18 protein-coding genes are annotated in these 23,345 nt (G+C 71.0%); 8 read left to right on the forward strand and 10 right to left on the reverse strand.

Going from position 1 to position 23,345, the window contains the following annotated elements; genetic code table 11:
• Nucleotides 1–42: 42 nt before the first annotated feature.
• Entirely contained in the window at nucleotides 43–1,242 is a 1,200-nt protein-coding gene (locus DDE18_RS02675) for an FAD-dependent oxidoreductase (RefSeq protein WP_116570657.1), read from the reverse strand.
• Nucleotides 1,243–1,295: 53 nt separating this feature from the next.
• Here DDE18_RS02675 and DDE18_RS02680 point away from each other — a divergent pair, with 53 nt between their 5' ends.
• Nucleotides 1,296–1,757, forward strand: coding sequence for a MarR family winged helix-turn-helix transcriptional regulator (locus DDE18_RS02680; RefSeq protein WP_116570658.1), 462 nt, complete (start codon nucleotides 1,296–1,298; stop codon nucleotides 1,755–1,757).
• A 122-nt stretch (nucleotides 1,758–1,879) separates the two neighbouring features.
• Here DDE18_RS02680 and DDE18_RS02685 read toward each other — a convergent pair whose 3' ends face one another.
• A complete protein-coding gene (locus DDE18_RS02685) occupies nucleotides 1,880–3,337 on the reverse strand; it encodes a phospholipase D-like domain-containing protein (RefSeq protein WP_245916404.1) in 1,458 nt (485 codons plus the stop codon).
• A gap of 90 nt (nucleotides 3,338–3,427) precedes the next feature.
• Between DDE18_RS02685 and DDE18_RS02690 the strand changes: the two genes are divergently transcribed.
• Together DDE18_RS02690 and DDE18_RS02695 are read left to right on the forward strand one after the other, a co-directional pair.
• Complete coding sequence (locus DDE18_RS02690) at nucleotides 3,428–3,772, forward strand: TraR/DksA family transcriptional regulator (protein WP_116570660.1); 345 nt, start codon at nucleotides 3,428–3,430, stop codon at nucleotides 3,770–3,772.
• Between the two features lie 51 nt (nucleotides 3,773–3,823).
• Nucleotides 3,824–5,032, forward strand: coding sequence for a DUF480 domain-containing protein (locus tag DDE18_RS02695; protein WP_211754371.1), 1,209 nt, complete (start codon nucleotides 3,824–3,826; stop codon nucleotides 5,030–5,032).
• Between the two features lie 9 nt (nucleotides 5,033–5,041).
• Here the strand turns inward: DDE18_RS02695 and DDE18_RS02700 are convergent, their stop codons facing one another.
• The 3 genes from DDE18_RS02700 to DDE18_RS02710 all read right to left on the reverse strand — a co-directional run bounded on the left by DDE18_RS02700 (nucleotide 5,042) and on the right by DDE18_RS02710 (nucleotide 6,380).
• The gene (locus DDE18_RS02700; protein ID WP_116570662.1) at nucleotides 5,042–5,299 is read right to left on the reverse strand and encodes a PspC domain-containing protein; all 258 of its coding nucleotides are present in this window, start codon (nucleotides 5,297–5,299) and stop codon (nucleotides 5,042–5,044) included.
• Between the two features lie 117 nt (nucleotides 5,300–5,416).
• The gene (locus DDE18_RS02705; RefSeq protein WP_116570663.1) at nucleotides 5,417–5,929 is read right to left on the reverse strand and encodes a mycothiol transferase; all 513 of its coding nucleotides are present in this window, start codon (nucleotides 5,927–5,929) and stop codon (nucleotides 5,417–5,419) included.
• Between the two features lie 55 nt (nucleotides 5,930–5,984).
• Nucleotides 5,985–6,380 (reverse strand): hypothetical protein, encoded by a 396-nt coding sequence (locus DDE18_RS02710; RefSeq protein WP_116570664.1) that lies wholly within the window; start codon nucleotides 6,378–6,380, stop codon nucleotides 5,985–5,987.
• Nucleotides 6,381–6,680: 300 nt separating this feature from the next.
• On the opposite strand from DDE18_RS02710, the gene DDE18_RS02715 reads away from it, so the two are divergent.
• The 5 genes from DDE18_RS02715 to DDE18_RS02735 all read left to right on the forward strand — a co-directional run bounded on the left by DDE18_RS02715 (nucleotide 6,681) and on the right by DDE18_RS02735 (nucleotide 15,265).
• Nucleotides 6,681–9,002 (forward strand): ATP-binding protein, encoded by a 2,322-nt coding sequence (locus DDE18_RS02715; protein ID WP_116570665.1) that lies wholly within the window; start codon nucleotides 6,681–6,683, stop codon nucleotides 9,000–9,002.
• 55 nt (nucleotides 9,003–9,057) lie between these two features.
• Entirely contained in the window at nucleotides 9,058–10,635 is a 1,578-nt protein-coding gene (locus DDE18_RS02720; RefSeq protein WP_116570666.1) for an FAD-dependent monooxygenase, read from the forward strand.
• On the forward strand, nucleotides 10,632–10,817 hold the full coding sequence (locus DDE18_RS02725) for a hypothetical protein (protein ID WP_116570667.1): 186 nt from the start codon (nucleotides 10,632–10,634) through the stop codon (nucleotides 10,815–10,817). Before DDE18_RS02720 ends, DDE18_RS02725 begins: the two co-directional genes overlap by 4 nt.
• 158 nt (nucleotides 10,818–10,975) lie before the next feature.
• Nucleotides 10,976–11,341 carry a VOC family protein gene (locus DDE18_RS02730; protein WP_116570668.1) on the forward strand — a complete coding sequence of 122 codons (366 nt, stop codon included), beginning with the start codon at nucleotides 10,976–10,978 and terminating at the stop codon, nucleotides 11,339–11,341.
• A gap of 453 nt (nucleotides 11,342–11,794) precedes the next feature.
• Nucleotides 11,795–15,265: a PxKF domain-containing protein gene (locus DDE18_RS02735; RefSeq protein WP_133241135.1), complete on the forward strand. Its 3,471-nt coding sequence runs from the start codon at nucleotides 11,795–11,797 to the stop codon at nucleotides 15,263–15,265.
• A 70-nt stretch (nucleotides 15,266–15,335) separates the two neighbouring features.
• Here DDE18_RS02735 and DDE18_RS02740 read toward each other — a convergent pair whose 3' ends face one another.
• The 5 genes from DDE18_RS02740 to uraD are packed head-to-tail and all read right to left on the reverse strand — an operon-like array spanning nucleotide 15,336 to nucleotide 23,265.
• Nucleotides 15,336–16,655 carry a guanine deaminase gene (locus DDE18_RS02740; RefSeq protein ID WP_116570670.1) on the reverse strand — a complete coding sequence of 440 codons (1,320 nt, stop codon included), beginning with the start codon at nucleotides 16,653–16,655 and terminating at the stop codon, nucleotides 15,336–15,338.
• Nucleotides 16,652–17,470: a xanthine dehydrogenase accessory protein XdhC gene (gene xdhC, locus DDE18_RS02745; protein WP_165820993.1), complete on the reverse strand. Its 819-nt coding sequence runs from the start codon at nucleotides 17,468–17,470 to the stop codon at nucleotides 16,652–16,654. Before xdhC ends, DDE18_RS02740 begins: the two co-directional genes overlap by 4 nt.
• A 13-nt stretch (nucleotides 17,471–17,483) precedes the next feature.
• Nucleotides 17,484–19,892, reverse strand: a complete 2,409-nt coding sequence (gene xdhB / locus DDE18_RS02750; RefSeq protein WP_116570672.1) for a xanthine dehydrogenase molybdopterin binding subunit — start codon at nucleotides 19,890–19,892, stop codon at nucleotides 17,484–17,486.
• Nucleotides 19,889–21,343 (reverse strand): xanthine dehydrogenase small subunit, encoded by a 1,455-nt coding sequence (locus DDE18_RS02755; protein WP_116570673.1) that lies wholly within the window; start codon nucleotides 21,341–21,343, stop codon nucleotides 19,889–19,891. Before DDE18_RS02755 ends, xdhB begins: the two co-directional genes overlap by 4 nt.
• The gene (gene uraD / locus DDE18_RS02760; protein WP_116570674.1) at nucleotides 21,340–23,265 is read right to left on the reverse strand and encodes a 2-oxo-4-hydroxy-4-carboxy-5-ureidoimidazoline decarboxylase; all 1,926 of its coding nucleotides are present in this window, start codon (nucleotides 23,263–23,265) and stop codon (nucleotides 21,340–21,342) included. Before uraD ends, DDE18_RS02755 begins: the two co-directional genes overlap by 4 nt.
• Nucleotides 23,266–23,345: the final 80 nt, after the last annotated feature.

The following is a 23,345-nucleotide window of genomic DNA, read 5'->3' on the forward strand; positions in this document are numbered from 1 at the left end:
GTTGGCGTCACAGACTGGCCATCGACCATGGCGTTGTGGCAGTCAGAAGTCATCGCGTGCAGGAGCGACTTCTTCGATGCGGTGGTCGTAGATCCAGGCCATCGACTTGTCGGTGACCGCGTATCGGAACACAGGCCTCAGGATCGCGTCGCGGAGCACCCGACCTACTGGGCCGGGAGTCTTCGCGCTGCTGGTCCTGGCGCCGGTGGCGACAATCCGCTCGACGCGGGGACGTCGCTGGTGCACGAATCTGGCAAGGGCGTCCTCCACTGTCGGGTGCCTGCGCAGGGCAGCGGTCAGCAGCGCGGCATCCTCCAGTGCCATCGACGCTCCCTGCCCCGAGCTCGGCGAGGGGGCGTGCGCGGCGTCACCGATGACGACCAGCCGGCCGCGGTGCCAGGTCGGCACGTGGCCCAGGTCGTAGACGTTGTCGGCGACGAGCTCGAGCTTCCCCGCCGCGATCAGCTCCGCGGCCGGACCCGGATCTCCGGTGAACAGTTCGGCCAGCTGATGGTGCCATGCGTCGGGTGAGATCGCGCCGCGCTGTGCCCGGTCGATCTCGGGGCCGGGCAGGTTCACGAACCAGACCACGTCCCGCCCGGGGGTACGCGCCGCGCCGAAGAAGGCCCGTTTCGCGAAGCGGAACTCCCAGGCCTCTTCGGGCAGTTCCTCGGCGAGGTGGGTGTCCCGGGTGATGCCGCCGAAGTTGAGGAGTCCGACGTACCGACCGCTGGGCGCGTGGGGATCGATCGCCCGGCGGACCTTCGAATGCACTCCGTCGGCGCCGATGAGGAGGTCACCCTCGAATGTGCGGCCATCGGTCAGCGTCGCTCGCGCCGAGCTGCCGTGATCGGCTACCTCGGCCACGGGCGCGTCGTACTCGATGGGGATGCCACGCCGCTCGGCCTCCTGCGCGAGGCACATGCTGAGCAGCGATCTCTTCACGGTGACCGCGTGGGTGCCGTCATGCAGCGGCTCTCCGAGGCCTACCTCGCCCAGCCGCTGCCCGCGGGACCCGAGCATGACATTGCGGCGGGCGGGGAACCCGGCGTCGCGCACCAGCGACAGGGCGCCCATGTGCTCCAACGCATCCAGGCCGTTCGGCGTCACCGTGAGGTAGGAGCCCTCACGGCCGTCGGACCGTGGCCGCCCCTCGAGCACGACAGCCTCGACGCCGTTCCAATGAAGCGCCATGGCAACCGCAGGACCGGCGATCCCTCCTCCAACGACGACGACTCGCATTGGTATCGTCTCCTTACGATGATCGGATAGTTCGAGAATCGAAGGATATTGGGGTGACCGAGACGCGTCAACAAGCGGCGGCCGAACTGGGCCGTGCGTTGCAGCGGTACCAGCGCAGCGTGCAGGCCTTCGACGACCGCGTGGGCCGCAGCCTGGGACTCAACCCCGCGGACCTGCGCTGCCTTGACTGGCTGACCGAGGGCCCCCTCTCCGCAGGACAGCTGAGCCAGGCGACCGGGCTGCGGCCCGCCGCGACCACCGCGCTGATCGACCGACTCGTCGCCAAGGGATACGTGCGACGCGTGCCCGCTGCCGGCGATCGGCGCCGAGTGCTCGTGGAGATGACCGAGGAGGGCGCTGCCCGCACGTGGGCCTGCTACGGACCGATGGTCCAGGAGGGCGAGGGTCTGTTGTCCGGGTTCACCCGCGCAGAGCTCGCCCGGATGCGCGATCTGCTCATCGCGATGATCGAGCTCACCGACCGGCACGCTGAGCGGCTGGTCACGGAGTCTTAGCTGTGATGTCCAGGGACGTTGTCCTGCTGGATATCGGTCAGCCTGCCTGAAGGGCGTCGGAACGGCGCAACTTGCTGATCGCGCAATACGCGCGGACCGGCGCCGGGCGACGGCGTCCTCCTTCAGAAGCGCTCCGTGCCGCGCAGCTTCCGCGGGCGGCCGTCGGGGTCGTAGAGGGCGTGGTACGCGGGCCGTGCCCAGAGCCGGGTGCGTGCCGACAGGGCGGGGGGCACGTGGTGGCGTATCCGGCTCCCTGGAGCGCCCGCCCGCTCGACCCACAGGGCCATCGGGTCGCTCAGGTCCGACAGCCGCGGGTCGTCCGGCGGCAGACCGAGGTGCTCGGCCCACAGGGAGGTCCGCGTGCTGCGGGGGAGCGCACCGTCGGGATCGACGACCGCGCACGTGAGCTCGGAGTCGTGAGTCCAGGAGCGCAGGTTGAGGTTGTCCGAACCGATGGTCATCCACTCGTCGTCGACCACGCAGACCTTCGCGTGCACGTAGATCGGTGTCCCGGCGGCGTTCTCGAGGTCGAACATCGCGAACCGGTCACCACCCGCCTCGCGCAGCCGGTCCCAGGCCAGCCGCTGCCCGTACATCATCGGCGGCCCGCTGATGCGGTTGTCCTCCTCCGGGTATCTCGGGACGACGGCGATGACGTGCAGCTCCGGCTCGCGCCGGAGCGCCTCGGCCAGCGTCGTTGCCACGAGGGCGGACCAGAAGTACTGGTCCTCGATGTAGACCACCCGCCTGGCCCGTTCGAACGCACGCGAGTAGGCCCTCGCGATCGAGCGTTCGCCTTCGGGCGCAAAGGGGTACGGCGGCCGCTTGGCCGGGTACGTCCGCAGGATCTGCACCTGGTGTGGACCTGCCTCGGGAGGCGGGTCCCAGCGCTCCGGCAGATCCTCGGGATGCCGCGGCATCCTGGCCAGCCGGTGCAGGACCGCCCGGTAGGGGTTGCGATGGTCGACCGGCGTGGGGTCGTCCCAGCGCTCCGCGAACGTGTCGAGCACGTGCGCCACCGCGGGTCCACGGATCTCCGCCATCGCGTCGTGCCACGGCGGGGTCTCGCCGTACCGCTCGTCGAGCGGCGGCGCCTGGGGGTCGCCTTCGTGGGCCGCGTCGTCACGACGGCCGTGGCAGAGGTCGATGCCGCCGACGAACGCCACGTCATCCTGCGGCCTGCCCTTCCGACGTACGACGAAGAGCTTCTGGTGGTGGGAGCCGCCGCGGCGCACCCTCTCGTCCAGCAGCGCCTCGCCGCCGCTCTCGTTGATGACGGCACCGACGTGGTCGTTCTCCTCGGCGTTGAGGGGGCCCGGGTGCGAGCGCCACAGGAGCGCGCGCACTTCGACGCCGCGACGTCCTGCAGCCGACAGGAGCTCGGCGACGGTCGGGCCGTCCTCGGTCAGGCGCTCGTCGCAGTCGCCACGCCAGTCGGTCAGGAAGATCCGGTCGCCGGCCCGGGTCGCCCCGATGACCTCGAGGATGCGAGCGAAGTAGTCGGCACCGTGAACGCGCGGGACCACCAGGTTGCCCGAGGTCCAGGGTCGCTCCGCGGGGGGAAGGAACCACTCACTCACCCGCTCAGGTTCGCAGCCGCGGTGGTGATCGTCCATGCTCCCCCAGAAGGACCAGTCGTTTCGTGCGGCAAGCAGTGTCAGCATGGACGGATGGACAGCGCTCGCGAGCTGCTTGCGGCGGAACGCCAACAGGCGCTGCGGCGCCTTGCGGCCCTGACCGGCGACTTCGATGACGTGGTGGCGGCCTCCCGTGACAGCAACGCCGATGACGAGCACGACCCCGAGGGTGCGACGATCGCGTTCGAGAGGTCGCAGGTTGCAGCGCTCGTGCTGCAGGTCCAGGGTCACCTGGCCGAGGTCGAGGCGGCAATCCAGCGGCTGGAGGGCGGCACCTACGGGATCTGTGAACGGTGCGGACAGCCGATCGCGAAGGCCCGGCTCGAGGCCAGGCCGGCGGCGCGCACCTGCATCAGTTGCGCGTCTGCAGCACGCTGAGCACCGGGCATGGCGGACCATAGCCGGCCGGGTTGGCTCTATGGTCGCGGTGTGAGCGAGCTCCCTGTCCTCGAACCGGAAGAACAGCGCATCCTCGGCAGCCTGCTGGAGAAGCAGACGACCGTGCCGGCGTCCTACCCCCTCACCGCCAACGCGTTGCGGGCTGCCTGCAACCAGACCAGCAATCGGGACCCTGTCGTCGACTTCGACCAGCAGACCGTCGAGCAGACCGCTCGGGCGCTCAAGGAGCGAGGGCTGCTGCGCATCGTGTGGTCCGACACCGGGCGGCGGACGCTGAAGTATCACCAGATCCTCGATGAGCGGCTCGGGCTGGATCCGGACGAGCGGGCGCTCCTGACCGTGCTGTTGCTCCGGGGCCCGCAGGCGCCGGGTGAGCTGCGCACCCGCACGGAACGGTTGCATGCGTTCGCCGACCGAGGCGAGGTCGAGGCGTGTCTACGCCGGATGATGGGGCGTCCCCAGCCACTGGTGCACGAGCTCGAACGGCAACCCGGGCAGCAGGACCGACGCTGGGTCCACCTCCTCGGGCCGACTCCGCAGCAGGCCGTGGCCGCCCCGCCGGCAGTCGACCGGGACGCCGTGATCGCCGACGGCGCGGACCTGCGCGACGTACGGGTGCGGTCGTCCTACGGCGCCATCGCCGCTGCCTATGCCGACCAACTCACCGACGAGCTGGAAGCACTGCCGTTCGAGACCTGGCTGCTTGACCGGGTGGTCGCCCATGCCGCTGGGCAGCCCGTGGTCGAGGTCGGCTCGGGCCCGGGACACATCACGGCGTACCTGGCCGACCGTGGCGCCGACGCCATGGGGATCGATCTCTCGCCCGCGATGGTGGTCGAGGCCCGCCGGCGCTTCCCGGGTCGGAGCTTCGAGGTCGGCGACCTGCGGCTGCTGACGCGCCCTGCCACAGCCTCCGCCTGGGCGGCCGTGCTGGGGTGGTACTCCCTGATCCACCTGGCGGCCTCCGAGCTGCCCGACGCGGTCGCGGCCCTGGTCCGCCCGCTCGCTCCCGGCGGATGGCTGGTCGTCGGCATGCATGCCGGAGCCGAGGTCCGCCACCTCGACGAGTGGTTCGGCCACGAGGTCGACCTCGACTTCGTGCTGCACGAGCCGGGGTTCGTGGTCGGGAACGTCGAGGCCGCCGGTCTCGTCGACATCGAGTGGTATGTGCGCGGGCCCCTCTCCGCCAGGGGTGAGACGACCCAGCGCTTGTACGTCGTGGCTCGCAAGCCCGCCTAGCGGGCGTTCTCAGGCGGCGGGGGCCGGCGGGGTGCGCGGCGGCTGGGTGCCGACCGCCTCCTCCGAGGGCATCAGGATCCACAGGAGGGGGTAGACCAGGACCTGGCTGCCGGGAAGGACCATGAGGAGCAGCACGAAGAGGAGTCGCGCGGTCCACGGTGCGATCCCGAAGCGCCGGGCGAGGCCGGCGCACACGCCGCCCAGGATCCGCCCGTCCCGGGTGCGGACAAGACCCTGGTGAGCGAGGCGCTCTTGGATCTGGTTCATGGTGTGCTTCCTTCAGATGGTGTCGTGGGCGTCTCCCCGACACCTCCAGTGTCCTCCGTCGGGCTTTCTCGGGGTATCGGGTGCGACCCCGAGCCACCCCCGAGGTCTGGGCTCAGCTCAGTCGAGGCGCCGCTCGAGCAGCCCGCGGACGTAGGCCGCCTGGCCGATGTGCTGCGTGGCGTCGTTGACGACGCTCACCAGTCGCACCCCCAGGGTGACCGGAGGATCCCAGCGCTCGTCGACGACCCGGTCGAGGTCGCTGGGTGTCAGCGTGCCGACGTATGCCAGGACCGCCTCGGCCACCGCGTGGTGGTAACCAGCCAGGAGGTCGGATGGCACCCTGACGGCGGCGACCTCGGCTGATGAGTGTCCGTAGCCGTGGGCGGCGGCCGGGAACGGGAGCCCGAACCGTTCGTACCAGCCGTCGGAGGTCCAGACCTGCTCGGTGCCCGCGACCTCGGCGACATGGTCGTCTGCCACCCGGGTCAGGTGCCAGACCAGCCAGGCGATCGAGTTGGCGTCGGGGTCGGGGCGCCAGGCGAGGTCGTCTTCGTCGAGCCCGTCGACGACTGCCGGTACTTGCTCGCGGACGCGGGTGAGGGCGTCGGCGAGGACTTCGTCGATGTTCATGACCCCACTCTGCCGGAACCCGGACTGACGGAGGTCAGACCGAGCACCGTTGGCGCTAGAGGTCCTGCGTTGTCCCCAGCGCGTCGGGGTCGAGTCGCGGCGGCACGCTCGCGAGCGCGGACTGGACGAGCGCGGTCCGGGCCTTGACCAGCACGGCGCGCCGCACTCTGCCCAGGTCTTGTCCGACCAGCTCCGCGACGATCTCGCTCACCTGCTGGTTCGTGTACGACGGGCGGGTGCCCGGCTGAACCTCGATGTCGGGCAGGGCTGTCAGCACGGGCAGGACCTGGCTGCCGACGGCGTCGAGCAGCTTGTACTTCTCGTAGCGGTCCATGGCGTCCCAGGCCGTGTCGATGTCTGGGCTGCTCTTGCGGAACTTCTTGCGCGCCGCCACCACGGACTTCGCCGCTCCCGCGACTGCTGCGGTGAGCTCGTGCTCGGTGAATCGCATGCACCCAGCATGGCGGGTGCGCCGCGATGTGTAGGTCCTGGCCCCTGTGACCACCTGGGCCAGGGCCTGGGCGACGTCTGGCTCCTCGAACGCCGGGGGCCCACCGGACCTGCGCCTCCTGGGGAGCCCATCGTCGCCGAGGACGGCCCACTGGTGGACCGTCGAGCTCGCCCGTCTCAGCCCGGCCTGTCGACGGCTCCTCCTCGTGTGTGACCGCGAATCCGGTGAGACCATCGAAACTGCGGGCGTCGTGCGCTCAGACCGGTGGGCGACGTTCATCCCGCCGGAGGAGGACGGGCCATGCCTCTCCCAGCCGAGGGCGCCGGAAGCTCAGCCGGCCGCCTACCCCGTCCGCGGAGTAGCTTCGTCGGCAGGGAGGGCGAATTGGCGTCGGCTCGCCGCCTGCTCGAGGGCACCCGCCTGTTGACGCTGACCGGACCCGGCGGTTCGGGGAAGACCCGGTTGTCCATCGAGCTCGCTGCTCGCGGTGGGGTGGAGTTCCGCGACGGCGTTCACTTCGTCGCACTCGCCGCGGTCACGGACCCAGCCTTGGTGCCGGCATTGATCGCGCAGAGCATCGGCCTGCAGGACGCCCGAGGGCAGTCACTGTCACTGCTCGAACACGTCAGCAACGTCCTGGCGAACCGCCAGGTGCTGCTGATCCTGGACAACTTCGAGCAGGTCTTGCCGGCCGGCGAGTTCGTGGCGGAACTCTTGGGCGCGACGACCAAGCTGCGGGTCCTCGTGACGAGCCGCTCACCACTGCACGTGTCGGGTGAGCAGGAGTTCCAGGTCCCTCCCTTGCTCCTTCCCAAACCGGACTCGATGGTCTCCGCGTCGTCCCTCGCCACCTGTGAGTCCGTCCAGTTGTTCGCTGCCCGGGCCTCGGCCTCGGTATCCGGCTTCACCGTCACCGACGAAAATGCCGGGGCCATCGCGGGGATCGTGGAAAGGCTCGACGGGCTGCCACTGGCGATCGAACTGGCCGCGACACGTATCAAGGTGTTGCCACCGGAAGCGATCCTGGACCGGCTCGCGGACTCGCTCGGACTGTTGGTCGGTGGCAACCGGGACGTCCCGGATCGCCAGCGGACGCTGCGAGCCACGATCGCCTGGAGCCACGACCTGCTGAGTCCGGCGGCAAGGCGACTGCTGGCGTCTTGCTCAGTCTTCCGTGGTGGTATCGCCCTGGAGCACATCGAGGCCGTCGGCGCCCAGGCGCTGGACCTCGGCGTGCCGGTGCTGGAGGCAGTCCAGGAGCTGGTCGACCAGAGCCTCCTCCGGCCGGCCACCTCCTCCCTGCCGGCCCCTCGGTACGCGATGCTCGAGACGGTGCGCGAGTACGCCGTCGAGCAGCTCAGCGGTCTGCGGCAGCACGAGCACGTGCGACACGCCCACGCCTCGGTCTTCTGGGATCTCGCGAAAGATCTCCCCCGACCGCCGTCATCGCCCGACCGGGCCGGCCTCGACCGGCTGGACGTCGAGCACGACAACTTCCGGGCGGCGCTGGACTGGTACGGCGAGACGGATCCGGCCATGGCGCTGCGCCTGGCCAACCGGCTCACCGGGTTCTGGTCGGTACGAGGGCACTTCTCCGAAGGGCGACGACGGCTGGCCAGCCTGCTCGACGCGGTCGCCGCCGACGATCCGGAGCGGTTGGACGCGCTCAACGGCGCGGCGTGGCTCGCCACCGACCAGGGCGACCGTGCTGCGGCCATCGGGATGCTCGACGAGAGCATCGAACGCGCCCGCGCCGCGCATGACGCGGTGCGCGAAGCGGCTGGCCTGTGCTGCCGGGGGCGGGCCAAGCTGATCATCGGCGACCCGACCGGCGGCCGCGCCGAGATCGAGCGGGCGCTCGAGCTGCAGGGCGCGGCCGGTGACGACGTCGGGTTCGCGGCGACCCTGTGGCTGGCCGGGGCAGCAGCGATGTTCGATGACGACCTGCGTGCCGCAACGGAACGGCTCGAACGCTGCGTCGAACTCTCAGCGACATGGCGGCTGCCAGCCGTCGGAGCGCGCGCTCTCCAGCTTCTCGGCGTGGTCCGCATCGAGCTCGGCGACCTCGCCGGTGCCACAGCGGCGCTGGCCAAGGGCGTGCCCGCGATCGTCGATCTCGGCGATCGCTTCGCGATCCCCGTCGGATTCAGTGCTCTGGCAGGGCTCGCCGCCAAGACCGGCCGGCCGGGGGCAGCGCTCAAGCTGGCCGGCGCTGCGGCCGCGTACGAAGAGGTCAACCAGACCAACCGCCCACAAAAGATCCGCGCAGAGCTGGACGCCTGGCTGGCGCCGGCCCGCGCGCACGTGGGCGCCGCAGCCCAGAGATTGTGCGAGCAAGGCCGACAGCTGTCACTCGGCGAGGCGCTCGCACTGGGTCTGGACGACACCCGAGAGGACGCCTGGCGGATCGGGCCCTCGCCGAGGCTCACTCGCCGCGAGCGGGAGGTCGCGATACTCGTGGCCGAGGGCCGGAGCAACCGCGAGGTCGCGAGCCTGCTGTTCCTCTCGATCAGAACGGTGGAGGTACACGTCGACCACATCCTGACCAAGCTGGGCTTCTCCAACCGCACGCAACTGGCGGCCTGGGCCCACTCTGAAGGCCTTGTGCCACGAGATAAGTAGCGGCTACGTAGTTCTTCAGACGATTCGCGACGCGAGCCGAACCAGCGTTGCGGGTATGACCACAACACAAGCCACGGCACCCGAATGCCAGGTGCTCGTCGTCGGCGCCGGGCCTACCGGCCTGACCCTGGCGGCGCAACTCCTCGCCATGGGAGTTCGCACCCGTGTCATCGACAAGGGTGAGGGACCAGTTCTCCAGAGCCGAGCGCTCGGCATCCATGCGCGCACCCTCGAGCTCCTCGACACCATGGACCTGGCGGAGGCATTCCTCGACCAGGGCCACCAGGTACGGCGCGTACGCATGTATGCCGGGACGCGAAACCTCCTCGACCTCGATCTGGCTCGCAACGGGTCCCGATTCGGCTTCGTGCTGCACCTCCCGCAGAGTCAGACCGAGACACTCTTGCGCGCCCGTGTGCGAGAGCTCGGCGGCACCATCGAGCATCGGGTGGAGCTTGTGCGCGTGGAGGAGCGAGGCGACGTGGTCGACGCGACGCTCCGCGACGTCTCGGGCCTGGAGATCCACGTGAACCCTGGCTACGTGGTCGGCTGTGATGGCGCACACAGCCGTGTGCGCCATGAGATCGGGCTCCCGTTCGAGGGGCAGCCATACCCGCAGGACTGGCTGCTCGCCGACGTCGCACTGGACGGCGCCGGCAGCGACGACGCGGTGCATGCATTCTTCCGCCCGGACGGACTTCCCTTGGTCTGCATACCCATGGGTGGGCGTCGCTGGCGTGTGGTCATGGCGAACGCCGGCGATCGCGGCGACCGGCCGCCGACATTCGCGGACATCCAGGCGCTCGTCGCGGATCGGGCGCCACGGCCAATCGAGGTCGCGGATCCGGCGTGGCTGGCCTCGTTCCGGTGTCAGCTGAGGTCGACCACCAGCTACCGGCGAGGGCGTGTACTGCTTGCCGGCGACGCCGCACACATCCACTCACCTGCCGGTGGCCAGGGCATGAATACCGGGATGATGGATGCGCACAACCTCGCCTGGAAGTTGGCGCTGGTCGCGGAGGGCCGCGCCCCGGACGCGCTCCTCGACACGTACGGCCAGGAGCGCGGCCCCGTGGCGTCCGGCGTACTGGAGTTCACTGACCGGTTGGTCGGGTTGCTGACCATGCGGAACCGGGCCAAGCGTGCTGTGCGCGACACCGTCATACCGATTGCCAGCCGACTGCCGGCGGCGCAACGCCGCGGGGCCCGAAAGCTGTCCCAGGTTTCGGTCGCCTGCCCGTCGAGTCCGCTCATCGAGCCCGGCGGTCACCGCCGCGGCCCGAAACCCGGCGATCGTCTACCTGACGTCCAGATCCGCACCCAGCACGGACCAGCCCCTCTCTACCGTCTGCTCGGCAGTCGACGCCACGTACTCATCGTGTCCGGTCCCCGGGTCCGCGTCGCGTTCGAGGCGGCCGGCCTCCACATCTACTCCGATCTTGTCGATGTCGTCGACGGAGATCCGAAGGGTGCATTCGCGCTCGTTCGGCCGGATGGAATCCTCGCCGTGCGTGGGTCCGGGAGCGAGACTCGCCGTGTCCTGGACTACCTGCAGCGGCTTGGCGGCGAAGTGCCCCCCTCCTGGTCGGAGCATGGTGCTCCACCGATCAAGGCTGACATTCTGCAGCCATGAGCCGAACTATCACGGTCACCATCAAGGGCGAGGTCGACGACGACCGCTACGCCGACCTGGCGAATGCCATCTGGCTGGTCGCTTACAACACGGGGCTGGAGTTCACGGTTACGCCGGACCAGGAGGCCGAGCCGAGCCGGCTCAACGAGGCCTGGAGGAACTATGGCGAGGTCAGCTGGTGATGGGCCACTTCGCTTGAATCCGCCGACAGCGCCCATGTGGCACAGACCTTCCCCACGCGCCATCGGGCTTCAGCCAGCGCGCCCAGCGACTTTGCGGGCATATCGGGCATTGCATACAGGCCCTCGGCATGAGGTCCCGGTGACGGGACAATTTCAACGTGAGGATCGAGCTCACCCTTGACTGCTCTGACCTCGACCGCATGTCGCAGTTCTGGCGGGAGGCCGCATGCTTCGTGGTGGACGGCATCATCGAGGGCCGGTACGTGTCCTTGGGTGGGCACCCCGTCACTCTCACCCTTCAACGCGTCGACGAGCCGAAGACGGTCAAGAACAGGATGCACCTCGATCTGTTGGTCGATGACCTCGATGCTGAGGTTCGCCGTCTCGAAGAGCTGGGCGCAGTCCGACTGTCGGCGGCCGCACATGAAGAGTTCGGTCAGACCTGGTTCGTCATGGCGGACCGGAGGGCAACGAGTTCTGCGTGGCCAAAGGCTCCTGAGGGCCCGGCCCGGGACAGCGGATAGATCACGTTCGTGAGTTTGCTGTAGAGCTCGCCGACCCCGCGGTAGTGCTCCTCGAGGCGAGGCCGAGCGGCTTGCGGTGGTCAGCGTCGGGAGTCACGCGACGAAGGCACGCAGCGGGTCACCTGGTCGGCCAGCCGCGGGTCTCTCATCTCACAGGTCGCTCGCCACGGCGTCGTAGGTCACTGCCCGGTGCGAGCCGACCAGCTCGAGCGAGGCGCGGGAGAAGGTGGCCTCGGCCACGACTACCCCATTCGGTCCGTCACCGCTGTCCGTCAAGTGCCCGAATGGGCAGTGTGGATGGCTCATCCAGACCACCCGATCGGAGTCGAACGGATCGTTCTGGGCGTTTTGCTACGCGCGGAGCGGCACGGCTGCGACTGTGCAGTGGGTCCTCGGGAGCTCGCCATGTTGTGCCGGGTCATTGCCGGTACGTCAGATCCCTGGGGAGACCTCATGCGCACACCGCTTCGTCGTACGGTGACCCTGGCCGCGGCCACGCTCGTGCTGGCCGCGTCCGCGCTGCCCGCATTCGCCGACAACGTGACCACCGACGAAGGCGACGCGGTCGTCCCCGGGGTCACCCAGGTCAATCTGGGCGACGTCTGCGCCGGTGCCTCGGCCTCCCGGACCCTCGGGTTCAACCTGGTCCGCACCGGCGGCACCAACAACAACACCTGGGCCGACGGGGCGGAGGTCACGGTCATTCCGGCGTCGGGGTCGATCGCCACCGGCCGGGGCACGGTCTCCCTGGGCAGCCTGACGAAGACGCTCGGCAGCACCTGGACCACGTCCGGCAACAACACCTCGGTCGACGCAGGCGACGCCACGATCGGCCTGGCCGTCGCCGCCACTGCGCCCCTGGGCGCCGGGTCCACCGGATCGGTCACCTACTCCGCGACCGGCGCCTCCGCAACCGGTGGCACGAACACCCGCACCGTCAGGGTCGCGGTGAACTGGAACGTCGTGAGGTGCGCGCCGGTGGACACCACCCCACCGCAGGTGAGCTACACCCTCGACTCGTCCGCGCCCACCGGCAGCGACGGGTGGTACACCGGCGACGTCGCGATCGACTGGACCGTCTCCGACGCCGAGTCGAGCGCAACCACCACCGGCTGCGCCGACAGCACGCTGTCCACCGACGGCACCCGCGTCTACTCCTGCACGGCAACCAGCGCCGGCGGCACCACCGGCCCGGTGCAGGTCACCCTGAAGCGGGACGCGACCGCTCCCACCGTGTCCCCGCTCGTCACCGGCGAGCTGGGCGAGGACGGCTGGTACGTCGGCGACGTCGACGTCACCTGGGCCATCAGCGAGGACGGCTCCGGCGTCGGCTCGTCGGTCGGCTGTGACCCCGCGACCCTGGAGACGGACGCGCTCGCCCGGACCTACACCTGCACCGTGAGCGACGTGGCCGGCCACCGGACCACGCAGTCGGTCACCGTCAAGCGCGATGCCACCCAGCCCGCGATCGAGCGCACCGTGAGTGGAACCGTGGGCAGCAACGGCTGGTACACCAGCGACGTCCAGATCGGCTGGAGCGTGGAGGACTTCACCTCCGACGTGGCGACCACCACCGGCTGCGCCCCGGTCACCGTCTCGGTGGACACCCCCGGCGACAGCTTCACCTGCGCGGCCGTCGACCGCGCCGGCAACGAGGCCTCCGACACCGTGACGATCAAGCGGGACGCCACCGCACCCGACATCACCTTCACCCGCACCGGCGAGCCAGGGCAGAACGGCTGGTTCATCGGCCCGGCGGCGCTGGCCTGGCAGGTCTCCGACGACACCTCCGGAGGCGTGGCGACCGACGGGTGCCAGGCGCGGACGGTGACCGACGACACCGATGCCGACGGGGCAGCCTTCACCTGCACAGCCATGGACGCGGCCGGCAACGTGGGCTCGGCCACCGCGGTCGTCCGCAAGGACGGCACCGACCCGACCGTCACCCACGACGTGGCCGGCCCGCGGGGAGACAACGGCTGGCACACCGGGGACGCGACCGTGACCTTCAGCTACGACGACGTCAGCTCGGGCGTCGTGACCTGGCAGGCCTGCGACGGCGGCACCGTGTCCGAGGACACCGCAGGCATGGAGTTCACCTGCGCGGTGACCGACGAGGCCGGCAACACCGCCTCCGACAGCGTCACCGTGAAGCGGGACGCCACCGAGCCGGCCATCGCGAAGGTGGTCTCCGGCACGGAGGGCAGCAACGGCTGGTACACCGGCGACGTCGGCATCGACTGGACCGTCTCCGATGCCATGTCCGGCCTGGCCGGCACGAGCGGCTGCACCGACGTGCTGGTCAACGCCGACACCGCGGGCACCGACTACATCTGTTCGGCGACCGACCGGGCCGGCAACCCGGCGACCGTGACGGTGCGGGTGAAGCGGGACGCGACGGCACCCAAGGTCACCCCGGTCGTCACCGGCCTGGTCGGCGACGACGGCTGGTACGTCGGCGACGTGCTTCTCCGCTGGGAGGTCGCCGAGCACGGCTCCGGAGTGGACACGACGAACGGCTGCGACGAGGCCACGCTGAACGAGGACACTGCCGGCCGCACCTACACGTGCACCGTGAGCGACAATGCCGGCAACCTCACCACCGTGTCGACCACCCTCAAGCGGGACGCCACGAAGCCGCTCATCACCCTGACGGTGTCTGGCACCGAGGGCGCGAACGGCTGGTACACCGGTGATGTCTCGGTCGACTGGACCGTCTCGGACGCCACGTCCGACCTGGCCACCACCACCGGCTGTAACGACGTCGTCCTCGATGATGACACCTCCTCAACCACCTACACCTGCGCGGCGCGGGACAAGGCCGGCAACCAGGCCAGCGACAGCGTCACGCTGAAGCGGGACACCGTGGCCCCGATTGTCGGGCGCCAGGTCGCCGGCCCTGAAGGCGTGGACGGCTGGTACGTCGGAGACGTCTCGGTCCGTTGGACGGTCTCCGACGAGCTGTCCGGCGTGGCCGCGACCGACGGGTGCGACGAGGTGATCCGCAGGGAGGACACCACGGGTATCACCTACACCTGCACCGTCACCGACGAGGCGGGCAACAAGGCCAGCGACAGCGTGACCGTCAAGCGGGACGCCACCCGGCCGGTCATCACCAGGGCCGTGTCCGGCGCCCAGGGCGCGGACGGCTGGTACACCGGCGACGTGCTCGTGGACTGGACCGTCTCCGACGCGACGTCCGGCTTGTCCTCGACCAGCGGGTGCGACGACGTGACCCGCGACCAGGACACGGTGGGCGTCACCTACACCTGCACCGCGAAGGACGCGGCCGGACTCGAGTCGTCCGACACCGTGACCGTCAAGCGGGACGCGACGGGCCCGGAGGTCACGCTCATCGGTGGGCCGGTGTCGGGCGCGGCGTACGACTTCGGGGACCCGATCCCCACGCCGACCTGCACCGCCTCCGACGCCACCTCGGGTGTGTCCCCGGCCGGCTGCACCGTCACCGGCGGCGGCGCCGAGGTGGGGAGCCACGCGTTCACCGGCTCCGCCTCCGACAACGCGGGCAACGCCGGCTCCGCGTCGGCCGGCTACACGGTTCGGGCCTGGACCCTGGACGGCTTCTACAAGCCGGTCACGATGGGCACCAGCGTGGTGAACACCGTCAAGGCCGGGTCGACAGTGCCGCTGAAGTTCAACGTCTACAAGGGCGGCACCCCGCTCACGACGTCCGCCATCGGCGCGGTCTTCTCGGCCAGGAAGGTCACCTGCAACGGTGCCGCGATCCCGGACGCGGTCGAGGAGTTCAGCACCACCGGCCAGACCAGCCTGCGTTACGACGCCACCGCCGGCCAGTGGATCCAGAACTGGGCCACTCCGTCGTCGGGCAAGAACTCCTGCTACCGGGTCACCATGACCACCGCGGACCGCTCGAGCATCTCGGCGGACTTCCTGCTCAAGTAGCCGGAGCGACCGGGGGACTGGCCCCGACAGCCACACCGGCTGCCGGGGCCAGTTGTCCGCATCCGGGCTCTCAGCCCGCGACGACCTCCAGATCCCCCGGTCGCGGAGGAGCGAGATCCACCTGCTCCCCGCTCACCCACACCGCCCGCACATCGGCTGCCGTCCCGAGTGCAAACACCCGGGCCAGCGCTTCCTCCCCATCAGCAGTATGCGCGAGCCCGACGTCCAGCGGCGACCCAGGCGCAGGCCGCAGCCACTGGGCATCAAAGCTCTGCCCCACGGACAAGTCGCCGACATCCGGCAGGTCGAGCGCTGCGGCACCGGCACTGGTCGCCAGGTGCAGCAGGTGCGCGGGGGAGAGCGGATGGCCGTCGGGACCGAGCAGCTGCTGGGCGAAGTAGGCCTGCAGGCCCTCCTTCAGCAGCGAGAAGCCGGTGCCCGCGCCGACGTCGGAGCCGAGCGCCACCCGCACGCCGTACGACAGGTGGCGGGCGAGCGGGAAGAGGCCGCTGCCCAGCGCCGCGTTGCTCGTCGGGCAGTGCGCGACCGCGGAGCCGGCGTCCGCGAGCAGGGCGAGCTCGGCGTCGGTCGGGTGCACGTTGTGAGCGAGCACCGTGCGCGGGCCGAGCAGGCCGCTGGCCCAGTAGGTCTCGACATAGCTGCGGCCGTCGCAGAGCTCGGCCACGGTCGCGATCTCGCGCGGGTTCTCGTTCACGTGCGAGGTGGCCAGGGCGTCCGGCACCTCGGCGAGCACGGCCGCACACGACGCGAGCAGCCCGTCGGTGCACGACAGCGCGAACCTCGGGATCACGGCGTACCGGCTGCGCCCGACGCCGTGCCAGCGCTTGGCCAGTGCGATCGAGTCGTCGTAGGCCTGGGCGGGGCCGGTCAGCAGCTCGGGCCGCAGCAGCCGGTCGCTCACCACCAGTCCGCTGGTCACGCGCACGCCGACCCGGGCCGCCTCGGTGAACAACGCGTCGACCGCCGGGGCGTAGTGCGCTCCGAAGACCAGGGCGCTGGTCGTGCCGGCGGAGGCGAGCCCGCGCACGAAGTCGGCGGCGACCCCCGTGGCGTAGCCGAGGTCCGCCATCCTGGCCTCCTCGGGCAGCGCGCACCGCTCCAGCCAGTCCAGCAGCGGCATCCCGAGGCCGCCGATCACGCGCACCTGCGGGAAGTGCACGTGCGTGTCGACGAACCCGGGGAGCACCACGCCGCCGGTGAGGTCGACGACCTCCTCGGCCGGGTGGCGGCGCCGGAGCTCGGCGTAGGGCGCTCGCTCGCGGATCACGCCGTCCTCGACCAGCAGCCCGGCGTCGACGTCGGCACGGAGCGTGCCTCCGGTGAAGGGGTCCTCCGGCGTGTCCAGGAAGGTGCCGCGGAAGATGGTCATGCGGTCACCTCGGGATGGGAGGCGTGCTCGGCCGCGAAGACCTGCAGCAGCCAGGCGGCCACGCTCACCGCGATGGTGGCCGGCTCCTTGCCCGTCATGCCGGGCAGGCCGATCGGCGTGGTGATCCTGGCGATCGCCTCGGGGGAGTGGCCCTCGTCGGCGAGCTTGCGCTGGAAGCGCGCCCACTTCGCCGCCGACCCGATCAGCCCGATCGTCGCGGGCCGGCCGCTGCGCAGCGCGGCGTCGCACAGGGCGGCGTCCTCGGCGTGGTCGTGGGTCATCACCAGCACGTGCGTGCCGGGCGGCAGCTCGCCGAGCACGAGCTCGGGCAGCACCGGCACGCGGTGCACGTGCACCTCGGCCGCCGCGTCATCCAGCACCGCCAGCCGCTCGTCGACCAGCTGCTCCGGCCGGGAGTCGACCAGGTGCAGCTCGAGGTCGTGGCGCGCCAGGATCCGGGCCAGCTCCAGCCCGACGTGGCCGACGCCGAAGATCGCGACGGACGGCACCACCGGCAGGGGCTCCAGGAGCAGGGTCACCTCGCCGCCGCAGCACTGGACGCCGTGCTGGTAGGTCGCCTTGTCCGACAGCGCCACCTCGAGGGTCTCGGGCGAGGTCGCGCCGTCGGCGAGCATCGCCCGCGCCCTCTCGATCGCGACCGCCTCGAGGTTGCCGCCGCCCACGGTCGCCCACGTGCGGTCCGCGGAGACCACCATCTTGGCGCCCGCCTCGCGCGGCGAGTGGCCGCGGACCGAGGCCACGGTGACCAGGACGCCCGGCTGCCGCTGCTCGCGCAGCGACCGGATCGCCTTCATCCACTCCACGTCGTCACCCCCGTCCCTGTACGGCGGGCACGGGCGCCTCGCGGTCGGCCGGGACGCCGTCGACGTCGACCCGGGCAGCAGCGTGCCCGGCCCGTGCCCGGTCGAGCGCCCAGTAGACCGCCTCCGGCGTGGCGGGGGAGGCGAGCTGGACGCTGGTGCCTGCCGGGCCGAACGCCGCGGCCGCCTGGCGCAGCGCCTCGCGCACCGAGAACGCGAGCATCAGCGGCGGCTCGCCGACGGCCTTCGAGCCGTAGACCGCGCCGTCCTCGTGGGCCTTCTCCAGCAGCGTGACGTGGAAGACCTCGGGCATCTCCGAGAAGCTGGGCAGCTTGTAGGTGCTCGCCGACTGGGTCGCCAGGCGGCCACGGTGCGGGCCGTCGCTCTCGTCCCAGCGCAGGTCCTCGAGGGTGAGCCACCCGGCGCCCTGCACGAAGCCGCCCTCGATCTGGCCGATGTCGACGAGGGGGCTGAGGCTGTCGCCGACGTCGTGCACGATGTCGACCCGGCGCAGCGTGTAGGCGCCGGTGAAGCCGTCGACCTCGACCTCGGCGGCAGCGACGCCGTACGCGAAGTACTTGAACGGCTCGCCATACATCGCCTCCGAGTCCCAGTGCAGGCCCTCGGTCCGGTAGAAGCCGGCAGCCCACAGCTGCACCCGCTGCATGTAGGCGTCGTGGACGACCTCCTCCCACGACAGTCGCTCGTCCCTGGCCGACAGCCCGCGCACCGCGCCGTCGACGAACCGCACGTCGGGCACGCTCACCCCGAGCCGCCCGGCGGCAACCCGGGCGAGCCGCTCGAGGATCTGCTCACAGGCGTTCTTGATCGCGGCGCCGTTGAGGTCGGCACCCGAGCTGGCAGCGGTGGCCGAGGTGTTGGGCACCTTGTCGGTGCGGGTCGGCGCCAGGCGCACGCGCGACATCGGCACGCCCAGCGTCGTGGCCGCCACCTGGATCATCTTCGTGTGCAGGCCCTGGCCCATCTCGGTGCCGCCGTGGTTGATCAGCACCGAGCCGTCCTTGTAAACGTGCACGAGCGCGCCGGCCTGGTTGAAGGCGGTGAGGTTGAACGAGATGCCGAACTTCACCGGCGTCATCGCCAGCCCCCGCTTCACGTGCGGGTGGGCGGCGTTGAACCGGGCGATCTCCGTGCGGCGCCGCTCGACGTCACCGGTCGCCAGCACCTGGCTCCAGCAGGCCTCGAGCCGCTCGGCATGGCGCACCGGCTGGCCGTACGGCGTGGTGTGGTCGGAGCGGTAGAAGTTGCGCCGCCTCAGCTCCAGCGGGTCGACGCCGAGCATGGGCGCGCACCGGCCGAGGATGTCCTCGATCACCATCATCCCCTGGGGCCCGCCGAAGCCGCGGAAGGCGGTCTGCGAGGTCTTGTTGGTCTTCGCGATCCGCCCGTCGACGCGGATGTCGGGGATCCAGTAGGCGTTGTCGATGTGGCACATCGCGCGGGCCATCACCGGCTCGGACAGGTCCAGGCTCCAGCCGCCGTCGGAGGTGAGGGTCGCGTCCAGCGCGACGATGTGGCCGTCTGCGTCGAAGCCGGCGCGCCACCTGGCGTGGAAGCCGTGGCGCTTGCCGGACATGGTGATGTCCTGGGTGCGGTTGAGCCGCAGCCTCACCGGCCGGCCGGTGAGCCGCGCGCCCAGCGCCGCGATCGCGGCGTACCCGTGCGGCTGCATCTCCTTGCCGCCGAACCCGCCGCCCATGCGCAGGCACTGCACGGTGACCTCGTGGCTCGCGAGGCCGAGCACGTGGGCCACGATCTCCTGGGTCTCCGACGGGTGCTGGGTGCTGCTCTGCACGAAGACCTGCCCCGCCTCGTCAACCAGGGCGAGCGAGGCGTGCGTCTCGAGGTAGAAGTGCTCCTGCCCGGCGAACTCGAGCTCGCCCTCGAAGACGTGCGCGGCGCTCGCCAGCGCGGCGTCTGCGTCACCACGCGCCAGGTGCCGCTGGGCGCCCTGGAAGCTGCCGGCCTCGATCGCCTCGCGCACCGTGACAAGGGCCGGAAGCGGCTCGTAGTCGACCTCGACCGCGGCCGCGCCGAGCCGGGCGGCCTCCTGCGTCTCGCCCAGCACCCAGCAGACGGCGTGGCCGTGGAACATCACCTCGCTGGGGAAGAGCGGCTCGTCGTGCTTGACCCCGGCGTCGTTGACGCCGGGCACGTCGTCGGCGGTCAGCACCCGCACGACCCCGGGCACGTCGTACGCCGGCGCGACGCGCAGCACCGTCACGCGCGCGTGCGCGTGCGGTGCCTGGACCGGCCAGGCGTGCAGCACGTCGCGCGTGCGCGCCACCAGGTCGTCGGTGTAGAGCGCCTCGCCGGTCACGTGCAGGGCGGCGCTCTCGTGCGGCAGCGGCAGGCCGACCACCGCGTGCTGCGGGCGTTCGGACAGCGTGCTCATGCGATCGCCTCTTCGCGTGCGGTCCGGGCATGCAGCCGCAGCAGCGACTGGCCGAGCATCGCCGAGCGGTAGGACGCGCTGGCCCGGTGGTCGCTCATCGGCGTCCCCTCGGTGGCCAGCACGGCGGCCGCCTCGCGCACCGTCGGCTCGGTCCAGGGCCGGCCGACCAGCGCCTCCTCGGTGGCCAGCGCGCGCAGCGGGGTGGCGGCCACGCCGCCCAGGCCGAGGCTGGCGCGGGCGACCACGCCGTCCACGACGTCGAGCGCGTAGCCGACCGCGACGCTGGAGATGTCGTCGAACCGGCGTTTGGCGATCTTGTGGAACGCGGTCAGCCGGGCTTGCGGCAGCGGGATGCGCACGGCCCGGATGAGCTCGTCGGGCAGCCTCACGGTGGTGCGGTACCCGGTGAAGTAGTCCGCCAGCGCCACGCGCCGGTCGCCCCGCTGCGACGTCAGCACGACCTCCGCGTCGAGCGCCAGCAGCGCCGGCGGGGCGTCCCCGATGGGGGAGGCGGTGCCGAGGTTGCCGCCCAGGGTGGCGCCGTTGCGGATCAGCCGGGAGGCGAATTGCGGGAACAGCTCGTCCAGCAGCGGCACCCGCCCGGCCAGCAGCCGCTCGATCTCGGTCAGGGTGAGCGCCGCGCCGAGGTGCACCGCGTCGTCGCCGACCTCGAACTCCCGCAGCTCCGGCAGCCGGTCGACCGCCACGACGTACGGCGCCCGCGCGCCGCGCAGGTTCACCTCCACGCCGTAGTCGGTGGCGCCGGCGACGACCTCCGCCTCCGGATGGCCGGCGAGCAGCCCGAGCGCCTCCGCAAGGTCGGCGGGCCGCACGAACTCGGCGCCGTCGGCCACCACGCGGGTGGTGGCGGGAGCCGGTGGGGGAGACGTACGCCGCGCCGCGAGGCCGTCGTCGTCGGCGGGCAGGCCGAGCGCGTACGCCGCGTCGCGGATCGGCCGGTAGCCCGTGCACCGGCACAGGTTGCCGCTCAGGGCGTGCAGGTCGAAGCCGTTCGGCCCGTGCTCGTGGTCGGTGCTCCCACCGCCGTTGCCCGAGCCGGTCGAGCCCCGGCCGGGCCGGTAGTACTCCGCGGCCATGCTGCACACGAAGCCGGGCGTGCAGTAGCCGCACTGCGAGCCACCCCGGACGGCCAGCTCCTGCTGCACCGGGTGGAGGTCGGTGCTGCGGCCCAGCCCCTCGGCGGTGACCACCTCCTGGCCGTCGAGCGCGGCGACCGGGACGAGGCAGGCGTTGACCGCAGTCCACTCCGTCGCTGTGTCGATCCCTGGGCGGGCGACCAGCACCGAGCAGGCCCCGCACTCGCCCTCGGCGCAGCCCTCCTTGGCCCCGGTCAGGCCACGATCACGCAGCCAGTCCAGCGTCGTGGTGTGGGCGGCGATGCCGGTGAGCGGCACCTCGTCGCCGTTGACTGTGATCCTCGGTGTGCTCATCGCTTGCTGCTCCAGGGGGTGCGGGCACTGTGGATGGGGTTGGCCTCGCGGAGGTAGTCGTCGAACCGGTGACCCGCGATCTTCGCGATCTCGATCAGGGCGGCGGCGTGCTCCTGCGTCTCACAATTGTCCAACCGCTCGCGGCCCTCGGCGAGGATCCGGTCGAGTGAGTCCGAGTCGCGCACCGAGATGACGAGGGGGAAGCCGAACCGCTCGCGGTAGGCCTCGGTCAGCGCGGCCAGCTCGTCCTGGTCCGGCTCGGCCAGGTGGGTCAGCCCGCGGGAGGACTGGTCGCGCAGCGAGGCCTCTCCGGTGAGCCCGTCGGCGACCAGCCGGGACCCCAGCTCCGGGTAGGACTCGATCAGTTGGCGCTGCTCGTCGGTTGAGCCGGAGAACAGGGCCTGCTGGAACGCGCGGCGCAGGGCGTGGGTGTCGGCGAACGGCCGCTCCGCCCAGGCCCGCTCCACCATCCAGCGGGGGCCCTGGAACAGTCCGGCGAACGTCTCGACGAACTGGTCGCGGCTCATCTTGTTGACCTGGTCCAGCCGGACGCTGTCGCCCGGGAAGCCGGCGACGGCCGGTCCGAAGTCCTTGCCGATGTGGTGGAAGACGATGTTCAGCACGATCGCGGTCAGGCTGCCCAGGGTGATGCCGCTGCCGAAGATGATCTCCGCCCAGCTGGGCACGGCCTGCGCCACCTGGGGCTGCGCGGTGACATACATGGCGAGCCCGACGCTGGAGGCGACGATCACGACGTTGCGGTGGTCGTGGAAGTCGACCTTGCCGAGGGTCTGGAAGCCGACGACCGCGACCGTGGCGAACATCGCGAGGGCGGCTCCGCCCAGCACCGGGTGCGGGATCCCCGCCACCACGGCGCCGGCCTTCGGGACCAGGCCGATCAGCATCATGATCAGGCCCGCGCTGGCGACGACCCAGCGGCTCTTCACCCGGGTCAGCCGGACGAGGCCGACGTTCTCGGCGAAGCAGGTGTAGGGGAAGGAGTTGAGCACGCCGCCGAGGCTGGTGGCCAGGCCGTCGGCGCGCAGGGCCCGGGCGATGTCCTCGCGGCCGACCCGCTTCTCGACGATCTCGCCGGTCGCGAACACGTCACCGGTGGTCTCCACCGCGGTGATCAGCATGACCACGATCATCGAGACGATGGCGGCGAAGGAGAACTGCGGCCAGCCGAAGTGGAACGGCGTGGTCACCCCGAGCCAGGCCGACTGCTCGACGGCGCCGAAGTGCGCGTCGCCGAAGGCCCAGGCCACCACGGTGCCCACGACCAGGCCGATCAGGACCGCCACGGTCGCCATGAACCCCTTGAAGACGCGCTGGATGACGACGATCAGCGCCAGGGTGCCGAGCGCGTAGGCAAGGTTGCGGCCGCTCGTCGGGTCCGACGTCGGACCGGCGCCGCCGGTGGCGTCGGCCGCGGCGACCGGGAGCAGCGCGAGGCCGATGATCGTGATCACCGAGCCGGTGACCACCGGCGGGAAGAACCGGATCAGCCGGCTGAAGAACGGCGCGATCAGGAAGGTCGCCAGTCCGGCCACGATCACCGCGCCGTAGATCACCAGCAGGCCGTCTGTGCCCCCGCCGGCGGCCATGCCGATCGCGATCATGGGCGAGACCGCGGTGAAGGTGACGCCCTGGAGCAGGGGCAGCCGCACGCCCACCTTCCAGAAGCCGACCGACTGGATGATCGAGGCGATGCCGCAGGTGAACAGGTCGGCGTTGATGAGGTGGATCAGCTGCTCGGTGCTCAGCCCGATGGCGTTTGCCAGCAGGATCGGGACGATGACCGCCCCGGCGTAGAACGCCAGCACGTGCTGGAAGCCGTACACGGCGAGCTTGCTCGCGGGCAGGATCTCGTCGACGGGGTGGACGGGGGTGCTCGGGTGTGTCTTCAGGCGTGTCTTCATCGGGAGGACTCCTCGGGGCGTCAGGGGCCACCAGTTGCCTGTGACCCACAGCACATGCTCCGCCGCTGCGGGCGTGGAGG

The sequence above is a fragment of the Nocardioides gansuensis genome, assembly GCF_003076135.1.
In the GTDB taxonomy this organism is placed as follows: domain Bacteria; phylum Actinomycetota; class Actinomycetes; order Propionibacteriales; family Nocardioidaceae; genus Nocardioides; species Nocardioides gansuensis.

Bases quoted from the DNA above. Each gene is read 5' to 3' on its own strand.
- DDE18_RS02735 (WP_133241135.1), top strand. From the start codon at position 11,795: ATGCGCACACCGCTTCGTCGTACGGTGACCCTGGCCGCGGCCACGCTC.
- DDE18_RS02710 (WP_116570664.1), bottom strand. From the start codon at position 6,380: ATGCGATTCACCGAGCACGAGCTCACCGCAGCAGTCGCGGGAGCGGCG.
- xdhB (WP_116570672.1), bottom strand. From the start codon at position 19,892: ATGAGCACGCTGTCCGAACGCCCGCAGCACGCGGTGGTCGGCCTGCCG.
- DDE18_RS02725 (WP_116570667.1), top strand. From the start codon at position 10,632: ATGAGCCGAACTATCACGGTCACCATCAAGGGCGAGGTCGACGACGAC.
- DDE18_RS02720 (WP_116570666.1), top strand. From the start codon at position 9,058: ATGACCACAACACAAGCCACGGCACCCGAATGCCAGGTGCTCGTCGTC.
- DDE18_RS02705 (WP_116570663.1), bottom strand. From the start codon at position 5,929: ATGAACATCGACGAAGTCCTCGCCGACGCCCTCACCCGCGTCCGCGAG.
- DDE18_RS02675 (WP_116570657.1), bottom strand. From the start codon at position 1,242: ATGCGAGTCGTCGTCGTTGGAGGAGGGATCGCCGGTCCTGCGGTTGCC.
- xdhC (WP_165820993.1), bottom strand. From the start codon at position 17,470: ATGAAGGCGATCCGGTCGCTGCGCGAGCAGCGGCAGCCGGGCGTCCTG.
- DDE18_RS02740 (WP_116570670.1), bottom strand. From the start codon at position 16,655: ATGACCATCTTCCGCGGCACCTTCCTGGACACGCCGGAGGACCCCTTC.
- DDE18_RS02755 (WP_116570673.1), bottom strand. From the start codon at position 21,343: ATGAGCACACCGAGGATCACAGTCAACGGCGACGAGGTGCCGCTCACC.
- uraD (WP_116570674.1), bottom strand. From the start codon at position 23,265: ATGAAGACACGCCTGAAGACACACCCGAGCACCCCCGTCCACCCCGTC.
- DDE18_RS02700 (WP_116570662.1), bottom strand. From the start codon at position 5,299: ATGAACCAGATCCAAGAGCGCCTCGCTCACCAGGGTCTTGTCCGCACC.
- DDE18_RS02690 (WP_116570660.1), top strand. From the start codon at position 3,428: ATGGACAGCGCTCGCGAGCTGCTTGCGGCGGAACGCCAACAGGCGCTG.
- DDE18_RS02715 (WP_116570665.1), top strand. From the start codon at position 6,681: ATGCCTCTCCCAGCCGAGGGCGCCGGAAGCTCAGCCGGCCGCCTACCC.